Below are 15,348 nucleotides of genomic sequence, written 5' to 3' on the forward strand. Positions count from 1 at the left end.
AAAGACCCCTAAAGGGTTCCTGTGCGCGGCCGGTCCGTCACAGACCCGGGATCCGGCCGTTGCGGAAGAGGTCGACGAAGATCTGGTGGTCGGCTCGGGCGCGGGCGCCGTAGCCGTGCGCGAAGTCGACCAGGAGGTCGGCGAAGCCGTCCTCGTCGGCCGCGATCGCCGCGTCGATGGCCCGTTCCGTGGAGAACGGCACCAGGGACTCGCCGGACTGGTCGTCGGCGGCCGCGTGCATCGTGGCCGTCGCGCGGCCCAGGTCGGCGACGACCGCGGCGATCTCGTCCGGGTCGTCGATGTCGCCCCAGTCGAGGTCGACCGCGTACGGCGAGACCTCGGCGACCAGCTGGCCGGAGCCGTCCAGCTCGGTCCAGCCCAGCCACGGGTCGGCGTGCGCCTGGAGGGCGCGCTGGGAGATCACCGTGCGGTGGCCCTCGTGCTGGAAGTAGTCCCGGATCGCCGGGTCGGTGATGTGCCGGGAGACGGCCGGGGTCTGGGCCTGCTTGATGTAGATCACCACATCGTTCTCCAGGGCGTCGCTGTGGCCCTCCAGGAGGATGTTGTACGACGGCAGGCCGGCCGAGCCGATGCCGATCCCGCGGCGGCCGACGACATCCTTGACCCGGTAGGAGTCCGGGCGGGCCAGCGAGGTCTCCGGCAGCGTCTCCAGATAGCCGTCGAAGGCCGCGAGCACCTTGTAGCGGGTGGCGGCGTCCAGCTCGATGGAGCCGCCGCCGGGGGCGAAGCGGCGCTCGAAGTCACGGATCTCGGTCATCGAGTCCAGCAGCCCGAAGCGGGTCAGCGAGCGGGCGTCGCGCAGCGCGTCCAGCAGCGGCCCCTGGGCGGTGTCCAGGCTGAAGGGCGGCACCTCGTCGCGCTTGGCGCCGGTCGCCAGGGCGTGGATGCGCTCGCGGTACGCGCCCGCGTACACCTCCACCAGCTCGGTGATCTGGTCGTCGCTGAACGCCTTCGCGTACCCGATCAGGGCCATGGAGGCGGCGAAACGCTTGATGTCCCAGGTGAAGGGGCCGACGTACGCCTCGTCGAAGTCGTTGACGTTGAAGATCAGGCGGCCGGTGGCGTCCATGTACGTGCCGAAGTTCTCGGCGTGCAGGTCGCCGTGGATCCACACGCGCGAGGTGCGCTCGTCCAGGAACGGGCCGCCCCGCTTCTCGGCCTCCAGGTCGTGGTAGAAGAGGCTCGCCGTGCCGCGGTAGAACGCGAAGGCCGAGGCCGCCATCTTCCGGAACTTCACGCGGAACGCGGCCGGGTCGGCGGCCAGGAGCTGGCCGAAGGCGGTGTCGAAGACGGCGAGGATCTCCTCGCCGCGTTGCTCGGCGCTGAGCTGCGGGACCGACATCGCTGGGTGCCTCCTGGTGCAGGTGATGCATGACATGTGGGGCGGATCTCATCGCACGTGGCGCACGGATCGTCCGACCTCACCAACGTGCGAGGGTGCGCGGGAGTGCCCGCGTCCTCCGCATGAAGGTACGCGTGGAAACCCGCGGCGTGTCAGTGCCGAGGCATAGACTTCGACGCTGTCCGCCTGACTGTCCGCAGCCGGTCGGACCCTCGTCGACATCCGTTTCCCCAGGAGGCCGCAGCCGTGTCAAAGCCGCCGTTCACGCACCTGCACGTCCATACCCAGTACTCGCTGCTGGACGGTGCCGCGCGGCTGAAGGACATGTTCGACGCGTGCAACGAGATGGGCATGACCCACATCGCCATGTCGGACCACGGCAACCTGCACGGGGCGTACGACTTCTTCCACACGGCGAAGAAGGCGGGCGTCACACCGATCATCGGCATCGAGGCGTACGTCGCGCCCGAATCGCGGCGCAACAAGCGCAAGATCCAGTGGGGCCAGCCGCACCAGAAGCGGGACGACGTGTCCGGTTCGGGCGGTTACACCCACAAGACGATCTGGGCGGCGAACGCGACCGGCCTGCACAACCTCTTCCGTCTCTCCTCGGACGCCTACGCCGAGGGCTGGCTGCAGAAGTGGCCGCGGATGGACAAGGAGACCATCTCGCAGTGGTCCGAGGGTCTCATCGCGTCCACCGGCTGCCCCTCGGGCGAGCTCCAGACCCGGTTGCGCCTCGGCCAGTTCGACGAGGCACTGAAGGCCGCCGCCGACTACCAGGACATCTTCGGCAAGGACCGCTACTTCCTGGAGCTGATGGACCACGGCATCGAGATCGAGCACCGGGTCCGCGAGGGCCTCCTCGACATCGGCAAGAAGCTCGCCATCCCGCCGCTGGTCACCAACGACTCGCACTACACGTACGCGCACGAGGCGACCGCCCACGACGCCCTGCTGTGCATCCAGACCGGCAAGAACCTCTCCGACCCTGACCGCTTCAGGTTCGACGGCACCGGCTACTACCTGAAGTCCACGGACGAGATGTACGCCGTCGACTCCTCGGACGCCTGGCAGGAGGGATGCCGCAACACCCTCCTCGTCGCCGAGCAGATCGACACGACCGGCATGTTCACGGAGAAGAACCTCATGCCGAAGTTCGACATCCCGGAGGGCTTCACCGAGGTCACGTGGTTCCAGGAGGAGGTCCGGCTCGGCATGGAGCGCCGCTTCCCCGGCGGCGTCCCCGACGACCGCCAGAAGCAGGCCGAGTACGAGATGGACGTCATCATCCAGATGGGGTTCCCGGGGTACTTCCTCGTCGTCGCGGACTTCATCATGTGGGCCAAGAAGCAGGGCATCGCGGTGGGCCCGGGCCGTGGTTCCGCGGCCGGCTCGATCGTCGCGTACGCCATGGGCATCACCGACCTCGACCCGATCCCGCACGGACTGATCTTCGAGCGGTTCCTCAACCCCGAGCGCGTCTCCATGCCCGACGTCGACATCGACTTCGACGAGCGCAGGCGCGTCGAGGTGATCAGGTACGTGACCGAGAAGTACGGCTCCGACAAGGTCGCCATGATCGGCACCTACGGCAAGATCAAGGCGAAGAACGCCATCAAGGACTCCGCGCGCGTGCTGGGCTACCCGTACGCCATGGGCGACCGCCTCACCAAGGCGATGCCCGCCGACGTCCTCGGCAAGGGCATCGACCTCAACGGCATCACCGACCCCTCGCACCCGCGCTACAGCGAGGCGGGCGAGATCCGGGCGATGTACGAGAACGAGCCGGACGTGAAGAAGGTCATCGACACCGCCAAGGGTGTCGAGGGCCTGGTCCGGCAGATGGGCGTGCACGCGGCCGGCGTGATCATGTCCAGCGAGCCCATCGTCGACCACGCCCCGATCTGGGTGCGGCACACGGACGGCGTGACCATCACGCAGTGGGACTACCCGCAGTGCGAGTCGCTCGGCCTGCTGAAGATGGACTTCCTCGGCCTGCGCAACCTGACGATCATGGACGACGCCGTCAAGATGGTGAAGTCCAACAAGGGCATCGACCTCGACCTGCTGGCCCTGCCGCTCGACGACCCGAAGACCTTCGAACTGCTCCAGCGCGGCGAGACCCTCGGCGTCTTCCAGTTCGACGGCGGCCCCATGCGCTCGCTGCTGCGCCTGATGAAGCCCGACAACTTCGAGGACATCTCCGCCGTCTCCGCGCTCTACCGTCCCGGCCCGATGGGCATGGACTCGCACACCAACTACGCGCTGCGCAAGAACAAGCTCCAGGAGATCACCCCGATCCACAAGGAGCTGGAGAAGCCCCTCGAAGAGGTCCTGGCCGTCACCTACGGCCTGATCGTCTACCAGGAGCAGGTGCAGAAGGCCGCCCAGATCATCGCCGGGTACTCGCTCGGCGAGGCCGACATCCTGCGCCGCGTGATGGGCAAGAAGAAGCCCGACGAGCTGGCGAAGAACTTCACCATCTTCCAGGCCGGCGCCAAGAAGAACGGCTACAGCGACGAGGCGATCCAGGCCCTGTGGGACGTGCTGGTGCCCTTCGCCGGCTACGCCTTCAACAAGGCGCACTCCGCCGCGTACGGCCTGGTGTCGTACTGGACCGCCTACCTGAAGGCGAACCACCCCGCGGAGTACATGGCCGGGCTGCTCACCTCGGTCAAGGACGACAAGGACAAGTCGGCCGTCTACCTCAACGAGTGCCGTCGTATGGGCATCAAGGTGCTCCCGCCGAACGTCAACGAGTCGGTGCACAACTTCGCCGCCCAGGGCGACGACGTGATCCTCTTCGGCCTGGAGGCCGTGCGCAACGTCGGCACCAACGTGGTCGAGTCGATCATCAGGAGCCGCAAGGCGAAGGGGAAGTACGCCTCCTTCCCCGACTACCTCGACAAGGTCGAGGCGGTCGCGTGCAACAAGCGGACCACCGAGTCGCTGATCAAGGCGGGCGCGTTCGACACCATGGGGCACACCCGCAAGGGCCTCACCGCGCAGTACGAGCCGATGATCGACAACGTGGTCGCCGTCAAGCGCAAGGAGGCCGAGGGGCAGTTCGACCTCTTCGGCGGGATGGGCGAGGACGACACCAGCGAGCCGGGCTTCGGGCTGGACGTCGAGTTCACCACCGACGAGTGGGACAAGACGTATCTGCTCGCCCAGGAGCGGGAGATGCTCGGCCTGTACGTCTCCGACCATCCGCTGTTCGGCCTGGAGCACGTGCTGTCCGACAAGGCAGACGCGGGCATCGCCCAGCTCACCGGAGGCGAGCACGCGGACGGCGCGGTCGTCACCATCGGCGGCATCATCTCGGGCCTCCAGCGCAAGATGACCAAGCAGGGCAACGCCTGGGCGATCGCCACGGTCGAGGACCTCGCCGGTTCCATCGAGTGCATGTTCTTCCCGGCCACCTACCAGCTCATCTCGACCCAACTCGTCGAGGACGCGGTCGTGTTCGTCAAGGGCCGGCTCGACAAGCGGGAGGACGTGCCGCGGCTGGTCGCGATGGAGCTCCAGGTCCCCGACCTGTCCAACGCGGGCACCAACGCGCCCGTCGTCCTCACCATCCCGGCGACCCGGGTCACCCCGCCGATGATCAGCCGCCTCGGCGAGATCCTCAGCCATCACAAGGGCGACAGCGAGGTCCGGATCAAGCTCCAGGGGCCGACCAAGACCACGGTGCTGCGCCTCGACCGGCACCGGGTGAAGCCGGACCCGGCGCTGTTCGGCGACCTGAAGGTGCTGCTCGGCCCCGCGTGCCTGGCCGGCTGAGCGACCGAAGGACACGAGGGGCGCATCCGTTCACGGATGCGCCCCTCGTGGTGTGCCCGGGCTTCGACGGCCCGCGGGGCCCGACGGCCCGTTGTGCGAAGGTCAGTTGTGGCCGAAGCGCTTGGTCCGGCCCTTGCGCGCGATGTCACCGGGGGTCGCCTGCGTGGTGCGCTGCTCGTGCGACTCCATCGAGGACTGGCGGGCCGCCTGCTGGCTGCGCTCGGCCTGCGGCTGCTTCCGCTCACGGTTCTTGTTCTTGGCCATGGTGATCTGCCTCCTGAGGTGGATCTGAGGGCCAGAGCCGGGACCAGATTCACATAGGCTGACAATGAACGCATTTCGGATAATTACCGTGTGTGACAAGGGTGGTCGGAGCGCGACACCGGCGAACGAACTCCCGAAACGCCACGCCGAAGATCGAGTTCGGGCCGTTAACCTCCGCGTGGTCGGGCAGACTCGAAGGAAGCCTGAAGCAAACCTCCCGGGAAGAGGGTGAGTCGCGTGGATCGCTGCATCGTCCTGGTGGACGCCGGGTATCTCCTGGGGGCCGCGGCCAGTCTCCTCGCCGGGGAACCCTCGCGATCCCGGATCACCGTCGACCACGCCGCCCTCATCCAGGGGCTGCGCGAGCGCGCCGAGTCCGACACGGAACGGCCGCTGCTGCGCATCTACTGGTTCGACGGCGCCCCCGACCGCGTCCCCCAGCCCGAACACCGCAGACTGCGCGTGATGCCCCGGGTCACGGTCCGGCTGGGCGCGCTGACGCGCAGCGACGGACGCTGGGCTCAGAAGGGCGTGGACGCCGCGATGCACGCCGAGCTCACCGAACTGGCCCGCAACCGCGCCTGCTCCGACGTCGTCCTGGTCACCGGCGACGGTGACCTGCTGCCGGGCATGATGGCCGCCAAGGAACACGGCGTCGCCGTACACCTGTGGGCCGTGCAGGCCGCCGACGGCGACTACAACCAGTCCGAGGACCTGGTCGCCGAGGCCGACGAGCGCCGCGTGCTGGACCGGACCTGGATCACCAAGGCCGTCCGCGCCAAGGAGCTCGGCGGGATCTGCGCGCCGCCGCCCGTGCCGCGCCCGGAGATCGCCGCCATCCTCTCCGCGCCGCTGCCCGACTCCGGACTCACGGCGGCGCCCGAGCCGGCCGCCGAGGAACCGGAGCACGCGGTGGCCGGCGCGCAGAACGGCGCCGAGGAGCGGGTGCCCACGCCCAAGGGCGTACCCACCCCCAAGGACCTGGCCGCGCTGCGGGCCCCCGGCCTCCAGACCGTCCAGCATCCCGCGACCGCCACCCTGCGCTGGTCCTCCGACAAGGGCTGGATCGACCGCCCCGGCGGGGCCACCGAGCCGCCCGAGGCCGCCTCGATGCCCACGCTCGCGCAGCTGACCACGGCCGAGCAGCGCTGGGCCGACCGCGAGGAGGACATCACCACCGTGGGCGGAGACCCCTACGAGGTGGGGCAGGTCTTCGCGCGCCGGTGGATGGAGCGGCTCGGCGACCAGGGCGGCCACCGGCAGAAGCTGTCGGGGATGTATCCGCGGATCCCGCACCGCATCGACGGCGAGCTGCTGCGGTACGCGGCCCGGTTCGGCCTGCTGGCCCACAAGGACGACCAGATCGACGAACACGACCGGTACGCCATCCGGGCGGGTTTCTGGCGCGAGATCGATGTCCGTACGGCCGCGGAGCACGCCCCGGCCGGGGAGTGAACGGGGGTCGTGCCGCGGCCCCGAGCGCCGGGTGACGTCCCGGACCCCGTAGGCTCGTCCCTTGTGAGTACGCGCGCGGCACCGGCATATCGGGACAAGGGTGAGCTCGTGTGCGCCGTGCGTGGACTGACCAAGACCTATCCGGCGGTACGCGGCCGGCGCGGGACCCCCGGGACCCCGCAGGTGCGGGCCACCGACGACGTACGGCTGGACGTGCGGCGCGGTGAGATCTTCGGGCTGCTCGGGCCGAACGGGGCCGGGAAGACCTCCCTGGTACGGCAGCTCACCGGGCTGATGCGGCCCGACACGGGCAGTGTCGAGATCCTGGGGCACGACATCGTGCGCCACCCGGAGCGCGCCGCGCGGATCCTCGCCTACCTCGGGCAGGAGTCCACCGCCCTCGACGAACTCACCGTGTCGCTCGCCGCCGAGACCACCGGGCGGCTGCGCGGACTCGACGTGCGCCGGGCGCGCGCCGAACGGGACGCCGTACTCGACGAACTGGGGCTCACGCCGATCGCCGGCCGGCCGCTGAAGAAGCTGTCCGGCGGGCAGCGGCGGCTCGCCTGTTTCGCGTCCGCGCTGGTGGGGGAGCGGCCGCTGCTCGTGCTCGACGAGCCGACCACCGGCATGGACCCCGTCGCCCGGCGCGCCGTGTGGGGCGCCGTCGACCGCCGGCGCGCCGAACGCGGCACCACCGTCGTGCTGGTCACCCACAACGTCATCGAGGCCGAGACCGTCCTCGACCGGGTCGCCGTCCTCGACCGGGGCCGGGTCATCGCCTGCGACAGCCCGGCCGGGCTGAAGGAGCAGGTCGCGGGCGAGGTGCGGGTCGAGCTGGTGTGGCGGGAACGTCCGCCGCTGGACGTGCCCGAGGTGGCCGCGCTGCGCGACCGGGTCACGGAGTCCGGACGTCGCTGGACGCTGCGGCTCGCCCCCGAGGAGGCGCGCGCGGTCGTCGCCACCGTCACCGGCGGCGCCGCCTTCGCCGCCCTGGACGACTTCACGCTCGCCACGCCCAGCCTGGAGGACGTGTACCTGGCGCTCGGCGGCGCCGCCCGGCAGGGGTTGGTGAAGGCTTGAGCGCGCACACCGCCGCGTCCGTACCCAACAGGAGGAGCGCCGGGAAGGGCGCCGGCTCGAACCAGAGTGAAGGGGAGCAGCACGACGTGAGTGTCGTACCCGCCGAGGTTCTGCCGGGCAGTGTCCTGGCCGTGGAGGAGACCGTCCGGGAGGCGGCCGAGCTCGGGCCGCGGGCGCGGCTGTGGCCGGCGCTGGCGGCCGTGTACCGGGCGCAGCTGTCCCGGGCCCGGGTGGCGCGGATCCCGCTGCTGTTCGTGGCGACCTTCCAGTCGATCGGCATCCTGATCATGATGCGCGGGGTCGTGGACGGCGGCAGCGAGGCGGAGTCGGTGGTGGCCGGCTCGTCCGTCCTCGTCGTCGCCTTCGTCGCGCTGAACCTGCTCGCCCAGTACTTCGGGCAGCTGCGGTCCAACGGCGGCCTCGACCACTACGCGACCCTTCCGGTGCCGCCCGCCGCGGTCGTGCTCGGCGCGGCGGGCGCGTACGCGTCCTTCACCGTGCCGGGGACCGTGGTCACGGCCGTGTTCGGCTGTGTGCTCTTCGGGCTGCCCATGGGCAACCTCTGGATCCTCGCCGCGGTGATCCCGCTCGCCGGGGCCGCCCTCGCCGGGCTCGGCGCCGCGCTCGGACTGCTCGCGCCCCGGCCCGAGCTGGCGACCGTGCTGGGGCAGCTGGGCATGTCGGCGGCGCTGCTGCTCGGCGTGCTGCCGGCCGACCGGATGCCGGAGGCCGTGCGGTTCGCACGGGATCTGCTGCCGTCGACGTACGGCGTGGAGGCCTACGCGCGGACCTTCGGGCCGCGTCCCGACTGGGCCTTCGTCCTCGGTGACCTGGCCGTGTGCGCGTTCGTCGGCGTCGTTTCGCTGGCCGTCGCCACCTGGGCGTACCGCCGGGCGGCCGTCCGGTGACGCGCCGCACAGCCGGGCCTGGCACGATGTCAGGGTGACCGCACCGCTGACTCCCCCTCCGCCGCCGCACGAACAGCCCCCGCAGCACGCGTGGCAGCCTCCGCCCGGCGCGTACGCCGGCGTGGCCCCCGCGCCGCACGAGAGCCTGTACGGACAGGACGGGCCGGGGATGAGGGCCGAGGTGATCGAGGCCGTCGTCGTCACCCTGGTGGTCGCGGTCACCGGGGCGCTGCTCGGCGTGCTGTGGTGGTGGCTGGCGCCGCACGTGCCGCTGGTCGGCGACGAGTCCGAGGTCGGCTGGACCGTCTACCTCAAGGACTCCGAGGGCGAGCAGGCGATCGGCGTGGACGGAACGTTCACGCTGCTGGCGCTGGCCTTCGGGGCGGTGAGCGCGCTCGGGGTGTTCCTGTGGCGCCGGCGCGGCGGTGTGCCGCTGGTGGTGGCGCTGGGCGTGGGCGGTCTGCTGGGGGCGCTGCTGGCGTGGCGGCTCGGGGTGTGGCTGGGGCCCGCGTCGGACGTCATCGCGCACGCCAAGGCCGTGGGCAAGGGGGTGACGTTCTCCGCGCCGCTGAAGCTGGGGGCGAAGGGGGCGTTGCTGGCGTGGCCGCTGGCGGGGCTCGTGGTGCACATGGGGCTGACGGCGCTGTTCGGGCCGCGGGATCCGGATCTGTATTCACCCGCGTACGGGGCGCCCGGTCCCAAGGCGTAGGGGCGGACCCTACGGCCGGGCGGGGCGCCGTGGTCCGCGGCGGGGCGCTGTGGTCTGCGGCGGGGTGGTGTGCGCCCCCGCCGCCCCTTCCCGTCCCGTCCCCGGGGGCTGCCGCCCCCGCACTCCCGCTTAGGCCTGGACGTCCTCGTCCTCGAACGCCGGACGGGCTGCGACGGTGGAGCCCGACCGGCTCACAGGCGGCCGATGGGGGCCAGGACCGCGTGCGTCAGGGTGGTCAGGTCGGTGGGGGAGAGTTCGACCTCCAGGCCGCGGCGGCCCGCCGACACGCAGATCGTGGTGTGGGCGGTGGCCGAGTCGTCCAGGACGGTGCGGAGCTTCTTGCGCTGGCCGAGCGGGGAGATGCCGCCGAGGACGTAGCCCGTGGTGCGCTCCGCGAGGGCCGGGTCCGCCATCGCCGCGCGCTTGCCGCCGAGCGCCGTCGCCAGCGCCTTGAGGTCGAGCCGGCCCGCCACCGGGACCACCGCCACGGCCAGCGCGCCGTCCACGTCCGCCACCAGCGTCTTGAAGACGCGCTCGGGGGAGACGCCCATCGCCTGGGCGGCCTCCTCGCCGTAGGACGGGTGGGAGGGGTCGTGGTCGTAGGCGTGGACGGTGTGGTCCACGCCCGCCGCGGTCAGCGCCACCGTCGCGGGCGTGCCGCCCGGCTGCTGCTTCTTCGCCTTCTTCGCCATGCGGGCCGGTTCCTCGGGGTCGTGCGTCAGTTGAGACTCGTCGGGCCGCGCGTCAGCTCCGACGCGGGCAACGACGGCAGATTACGGATGATGGCCGTCTCGGAGCGAAGGAGTTTCAGCTCGTCCCGGAGCCGGGACGCCGTGTCGGGGGCCTGGAGCAGCCGCTGCTTCGTGGGCGTGTCGAGCATGATCGCGGCGGCCACCAGGTACGACACCACGGACGGCTCGTCGGGCAGTTCCGCCCCCGTCGCCAGGGAACGCTCCCGGGCGCCCGCCAGTCGCTTCTGGTACTGCCGGAAGGCCCGCAGCACGCCCTCGGCCAGCGCCCCGGCCTCGTCCCCCGGCTCCTCCTCGAGCTCCTCCACTTCGGCCGTCAGGAACGGGCCCGACGCGTCCACCGACACCAGCCGCACCCGGGCCGTGCCGGTCGCCAGCACCTCGAAGGTGCCGTCCGCGCGCTCCCGGATCGTCGCCGCGTCGGCGATGCAGCCGACCGTGTGGAACGCCTTCGACGGCTCCGCGCCGAAGCCCGCGGTCGCCCCGCGCTCGGGCACGGCGGTCGGATCGGGCATGCCGGGCGCGCTGAGCGCCACCTCATGGCCGTCGCGGATGGTCACGACGGCGAACCGGCGTGGTTCGTCCTCGGGGGTCTTCAACAGCTCGCGCATCATGGCGCGATAGCGCTCCTCGAAGATGTTGAGCGGCAGGACGAGCCCGGGGAACAACACCGAGTTCAGGGGGAAGAGCGGAAGCCGGACGGTGGTCACGGCGCAGAAGCCTAATGGCCGCCGGAGCGGGCACGGTCGCCCTGCCCACCTGGTGGATGCCACGCGGCCTCCCCGGCCAGGTTCCGCCGGACTTCGTCGCGTACCTCCAGGAACCGCCCGAGCGGGTCGTCGGAGACCCGGTCCCAGGGGAAGGAGGTGGCGTACGGGCCGGTCAGCCGCAGCTGTTCCGCGGCCTGCGGCCAGCGTTCGAGGTGGACCAGGACGTAGACCGCGAGATTGCGTATCTCCGCAGGCCAGGGGTCGGTCGCCGGGAGCCGGGCGGACAGCGCGAGCGCGCGGTCGGCGGCGGCCTCCAGCCGCTCGCGCGGCACCTCGGGCCCGCAGCCGTCGGTCAGGTAGGCGAAGGCCGCCCGCAGCGGCAGTGCCTGGACGAACGAGCCGGGCGGCGCGTCCTGGGCGGCTCGCTCGGCGAAGTCGAAACACTCGCGGTGGGAGCCGTGCCAGGAGCCCGCGAGGTACTTCAGGGCCGCCACATGGCAGCCGTGGTGGTGCGGCGAGCGGCGCACCGCCGCCTCCCACAGCTCCTCGAAGTAGCGGTGCCCGGCGCGGGCGCCGCGCGCGTGGTCCAGCGCCAGCCGCCAGGGCACCGGGTCCCGGTCGTCGCTGCGCGCGGCGGCCGTGATCGCCGGGCTGACGGCCCGCAGCAGCTCGGCCCTCGCCGGGGAGTCCCAGCAGCGGTCCACGGCCAGCTGGGCGCCGACCAGCAGCACGTCCGGGTCGCGCGGGGCCTCGGCACGCCAGCTCTCGAACCACTCGCCGCGGGCGAGGGCGAAGGACGCCAGCCGCCGTACGTAGCGGTCGCGGCCCTCCCACTCGGCGTGCGCACGGGTGTCGGCGAGCAGCCGCGCGGCCGGCGCGTACTCGCCCCGCGCGGCGGCGACCAGCGCGGGTCCCAGCCGTTCGTCGGGCGCGTCGAGGAGAACCTCGTCGTCGGCGTGGGGCGCGGCGGCGGGTCGGGGGGCGGCTGATCTCGTCCGCGACGCACGGATGAAGGGGGGCAGCAGAGCCATGGTGTCGACCATTGAAAACGCGCTGGTCGGGGCCGCGCCAGTGGCTCCACGGAACCTGCGGAAAGTTGTACGTCGTGTGGTCAAGGAAAGGTAAAGCGTGATGACGGTTCACCTGTCGAACGACTGTGCGCCTACCGCGGGTAAGGCCATCGCGCGCAAGGCCGGGCGTGGGCGTGGGCCCGCTAGCTCCGCCGCAGCATCCGTGAGGCCCCCGTCGCCACCGTCGTCGCCAGGATCCAGCCGAGCAGGATCATCACCGCGGCCAGCCACTGCCGGCCTCCGTCGAGCCGCCACTGGCCGGCCTGCCCCAGGTCGATGACCGGCAGCAGCAGATCCAGGGCGAACAGCGCCGGGTCCCACTCCGGGTGCCCGTCGCCGTTGGCCGGCGGGCGGCCCGCCCGGGCGAACGCGAGGGTTCCCGCCGCCCACAGCACCGCCATCCACACCGCGGCCCTGCCCGGCCGGTACCCGTAGGCGACCGTCCAGTCCTGCGCGTACCCCCAGAACTTGGCGGCGGGCGGCAGCGTCTCCCGGCGGTGGCGCTGCTTGGCGAGAAGCACCTCACGGGCGTCCTCGTCCTCGCCGCCGGCCCGCAGTACGGCCGCGAGCCGCTCGTACGGCTCCGGGTTGTACTCGGCGGTCGCCGCGGCCACCCATCCCAGCCGCTCGGTCAGCGGGAACGGCCCGTGCGGCACGAGGTTCTCGTACGCGAACCCGCCCATGTGCAGACTGCCCGGACCGGGCCAGCTGGCCGACCGGTCGACCAGGTTGACGATCCGCGCCCCCGACAGCACCACCTTGCCGCGCTGAGGCCGCTCCCCGAGAAAGCGCAGCTCCGGCGTCTGCACCCGCAGCAGCGACAGCGACTGCTCCTCGGTGAGGACGAACCGGGCCCGCTCCAGGTCGACGGCGTCCCCGAACCGCCCGTCGTCCAGCCGCACCCCGCCCCGGCACTCGAACCGCCGCACGAGCGTGCCCTGCGGCGGGGTCGCGCCGCTCGGCACCTGGGCGCCGACGCCCGCCGGGGTCAGATACAGGGTGCGTCCCACGGTCAGCTGGGGCGCGTTCAGGGCCAGCCGCGTGTACGGGTTGACCAGCCGCGCCCCGCGCAGGCTCAGCGAGACGCCCACCGTCGCGCCGCGCAGACTCAGTTCGCCGTGCGACTCCAGGAGCTCGGCCTGGAGATCCTGCCCGACCGACATGCCGTCGGCGGCGATCGAGCGGCCGGTGCGGTCCCGGTGGACGATCGCCTGGTTGAGCAGCAGGTCGGTGCCGATGTGCGCGTCGGTCAGCCGCACCCCGTTGTGGAAGCGGCAGCGCGGCAGATGCAGGTCGCCCTCCGTGTGCACCCGGGCCGCCTCCAGGCGCGGTACCGAGCAGTCCACCAGGCGCACGGTCGTGAAGCGGGCCTCCGGCAGCAGCACCTCCCGCTCGAAGCGGCAGCCCTTCAGCTCGACGTACGGCACCACCGTGCCGCCCGCCAGGTCCAGCACCCCGCTGATCCGCACACCGGTCAGCTTCAGCGACGCCACCCGCCCGGCCAGCGCGGGCGGCCCGTCCAGCAGCAGCCAGGCCAGGATGCGGGCCCGCACGGTCCGCTCGGGCCCCCAGGGATGCGCGCCGTGCGGATCGTCGACGACCGTGTCCCCGCTGCTCAGGTCGTACACCGTGCCGTTGCGGAAGGCCTGCCACATGCCGGCCTCGGCGGCGGTCAGATCGTCCGGCAGCTCGCCGGCGCGCACACCGGCCCCGTCGGTCACGGTTCTTCACCCCCTCCCCGGCTACTCGCGGGTTCGCCCCGTCGCACAGCCGTTCATGCCCGCTGGGTGACGTCCCGAACGCAGGACGTGAAGGGGATCTTCCGGGTTGCGCTGATATGCGCCATCGTCCGGGGCCGCCGTTCTGTATCAGCCATTGATACGCCCGGACGGCGCGCATTCCCGGTCTGAGAGAATTGACGGCGTGATCTCCCGAATCGATCTGCGCGGCGACGCCCTCCCCGAGGGACCCGCCCTGCGCGACCTGCTGCCCCGAGCCGACTTCGACGTCTCGGCCGCCCTGGAGAAGGTGCGCCCGATCTGCGAGGCCGTGCATCATCGGGGCGACGCGGCGCTGATCGACTTCGCCGAGAAGTTCGACGGGGTACGCCTGGAGTCCGTGCGGGTCCCCGCCCAGGCCCTCCGCGACGCGCTGGAGGGGCTCGACCCGGCCGTGCGCGCCGCCCTGGAGGAGTCCATCCGGCGCGCCCGGCTCGTGCACCGCGCCCAGCGCCGTACGACGCACACGACCCAGGTCGTGCCTGGTGGCGCGGTGACCGAGAAGTGGGTGCCGGTCGAGCGCGTCGGGCTCTACGCCCCCGGCGGCCGGTCCGTCTACCCCTCCTCCGTGATCATGAACGCCGTGCCCGCCCAGGAGGCCGGCGTCGAGTCGATCGCGCTCGCCTCCCCGGCGCAGGCAGACTTCGGCGGGCTGCCGCACCCCACGATCCTCGCCGCCTGCGCGCTGCTCGGCGTCGACGAGGTGTACGCGGCCGGCGGCGCCACCGCCGTCGCGATGTTCGCCTACGGCACCGAGTCCTGCCCGCCCGCCGTCATGGTCACCGGCCCCGGCAACATCTGGGTCGCCGCCGCCAAGCGCTACTTCACCGGCCGGATCGGCATCGACGCCGAGGCCGGGCCGACCGAGATCGCGATCCTCGCGGACGCCACGGCCGACCCGGTGCACGTCGCCGCCGACCTGATCAGCCAGGCCGAGCACGACCCGCTGGCCGCCGCGGTCCTCGTCACCGACTCCGTCGAGCTGGCGGACGCGGTGGAGAAGGAGCTGGAGCCGCAGGTCGCCGCCACCAAGCACATCGACGACCGGATCGTCCCGGCCCTCAAGGGCAGACAGTCCGCGATCGTGCTCGTCGACGGCGTGGACGAGGGCCTGCGGGTGGTCGACGCCTACGGCGCCGAGCACCTGGAGATCCAGACGGCCGACGCGGCCGCCGTCGCCGAGCGGGTGCGCAACGCCGGCGCGATCTTCATCGGCCCCTGGGCGCCCGTGTCACTGGGCGACTACGCGGCCGGCTCCAACCACGTGCTGCCGACCGGCGGCTGCGCCTGCCACTCCTCCGGCCTGTCCGTGCAGTCCTTCCTGCGCGGCATCCACATCGTCGACTACACCGAGGAAGCGCTGGCCGAGGTCGCGCGTCACGTGGTGACGCTGGCGGACGCCGAGGACCTGCCGGCGCACGGCGCGGCGGTCAGGGCGAGGTTCGGATGGAAGGTCCCCGAGGGCAAGTGACC

The 15,348-nt window shown here is 71.9% G+C and carries 12 protein-coding genes; 6 read left to right on the top strand and 6 right to left on the bottom strand.

Features of this window, described 5'->3' with window-relative positions; translation table 11 throughout:
* Window positions 1-37 precede the first annotated feature (37 nt).
* Window positions 38-1,363, bottom strand: coding sequence for a DUF2252 domain-containing protein (locus ACWCQK_RS12460; RefSeq protein ID WP_451154810.1), 1,326 nt, complete (start codon window positions 1,361-1,363; stop codon window positions 38-40).
* Window positions 1,364-1,609: 246 nt separating this feature from the next.
* On the opposite strand from ACWCQK_RS12460, the gene dnaE reads away from it, so the two are divergent.
* Entirely contained in the window at window positions 1,610-5,149 is a 3,540-nt protein-coding gene (gene dnaE, locus ACWCQK_RS12465) for a DNA polymerase III subunit alpha (RefSeq protein WP_451154812.1), read from the top strand.
* Between the two features lie 102 nt (window positions 5,150-5,251).
* Here the strand turns inward: dnaE and ACWCQK_RS12470 are convergent, their stop codons facing one another.
* The gene (locus ACWCQK_RS12470; RefSeq protein WP_451154814.1) at window positions 5,252-5,413 is read right to left on the bottom strand and encodes a hypothetical protein; all 162 of its coding nucleotides are present in this window, start codon (window positions 5,411-5,413) and stop codon (window positions 5,252-5,254) included.
* A gap of 237 nt (window positions 5,414-5,650) precedes the next feature.
* On the opposite strand from ACWCQK_RS12470, the gene ACWCQK_RS12475 reads away from it, so the two are divergent.
* From ACWCQK_RS12475 to ACWCQK_RS12490, 4 genes are all read left to right on the top strand, one after another.
* Window positions 5,651-6,868: an NYN domain-containing protein gene (locus ACWCQK_RS12475; protein ID WP_451154816.1), complete on the top strand. Its 1,218-nt coding sequence runs from the start codon at window positions 5,651-5,653 to the stop codon at window positions 6,866-6,868.
* A 108-nt stretch (window positions 6,869-6,976) separates the two neighbouring features.
* Entirely contained in the window at window positions 6,977-7,951 is a 975-nt protein-coding gene (locus tag ACWCQK_RS12480; protein WP_451154818.1) for an ABC transporter ATP-binding protein, read from the top strand.
* Window positions 7,952-8,037: 86 nt separating this feature from the next.
* Window positions 8,038-8,859 carry an ABC transporter permease gene (locus ACWCQK_RS12485; protein WP_451154820.1) on the top strand — a complete coding sequence of 274 codons (822 nt, stop codon included), beginning with the start codon at window positions 8,038-8,040 and terminating at the stop codon, window positions 8,857-8,859.
* A gap of 34 nt (window positions 8,860-8,893) precedes the next feature.
* Window positions 8,894-9,568, top strand: coding sequence for an AAA family ATPase (locus ACWCQK_RS12490; protein ID WP_451154822.1), 675 nt, complete (start codon window positions 8,894-8,896; stop codon window positions 9,566-9,568).
* Window positions 9,569-9,759: 191 nt separating this feature from the next.
* Here the strand turns inward: ACWCQK_RS12490 and ybaK are convergent, their stop codons facing one another.
* From ybaK to ACWCQK_RS12510, 4 genes are all read right to left on the bottom strand, one after another.
* The gene (gene ybaK, locus ACWCQK_RS12495) at window positions 9,760-10,260 is read right to left on the bottom strand and encodes a Cys-tRNA(Pro) deacylase (protein WP_451154824.1); all 501 of its coding nucleotides are present in this window, start codon (window positions 10,258-10,260) and stop codon (window positions 9,760-9,762) included.
* A 26-nt stretch (window positions 10,261-10,286) separates the two neighbouring features.
* Window positions 10,287-11,027 carry an LON peptidase substrate-binding domain-containing protein gene (locus ACWCQK_RS12500; RefSeq protein WP_451154826.1) on the bottom strand — a complete coding sequence of 247 codons (741 nt, stop codon included), beginning with the start codon at window positions 11,025-11,027 and terminating at the stop codon, window positions 10,287-10,289.
* Between the two features lie 11 nt (window positions 11,028-11,038).
* Window positions 11,039-12,070, bottom strand: coding sequence for a hypothetical protein (locus ACWCQK_RS12505; RefSeq protein WP_451154828.1), 1,032 nt, complete (start codon window positions 12,068-12,070; stop codon window positions 11,039-11,041).
* Window positions 12,071-12,240: 170 nt separating this feature from the next.
* A complete protein-coding gene (locus tag ACWCQK_RS12510) occupies window positions 12,241-13,818 on the bottom strand; it encodes an oxidoreductase (RefSeq protein WP_451154830.1) in 1,578 nt (525 codons plus the stop codon).
* A 202-nt stretch (window positions 13,819-14,020) separates the two neighbouring features.
* Between ACWCQK_RS12510 and hisD the strand changes: the two genes are divergently transcribed.
* Window positions 14,021-15,346: a histidinol dehydrogenase gene (gene hisD / locus ACWCQK_RS12515; protein ID WP_451154832.1), complete on the top strand. Its 1,326-nt coding sequence runs from the start codon at window positions 14,021-14,023 to the stop codon at window positions 15,344-15,346.
* Window positions 15,347-15,348 lie beyond the last annotated feature (2 nt).

Source organism: Streptomyces sp. NPDC002306 (assembly GCF_053593435.1).

Excerpts from the sequence above, each read along its gene's own strand:
- ACWCQK_RS12505 (WP_451154828.1), bottom strand. The coding sequence starts at position 12,070 with ATGGTCGACACCATGGCTCTGCTGCCCCCCTTCATCCGTGCGTCGCGG.
- ACWCQK_RS12470 (WP_451154814.1), bottom strand. The coding sequence starts at position 5,413 with ATGGCCAAGAACAAGAACCGTGAGCGGAAGCAGCCGCAGGCCGAGCGC.
- ACWCQK_RS12460 (WP_451154810.1), bottom strand. The coding sequence starts at position 1,363 with ATGTCGGTCCCGCAGCTCAGCGCCGAGCAACGCGGCGAGGAGATCCTC.
- ybaK (WP_451154824.1), bottom strand. The coding sequence starts at position 10,260 with ATGGCGAAGAAGGCGAAGAAGCAGCAGCCGGGCGGCACGCCCGCGACG.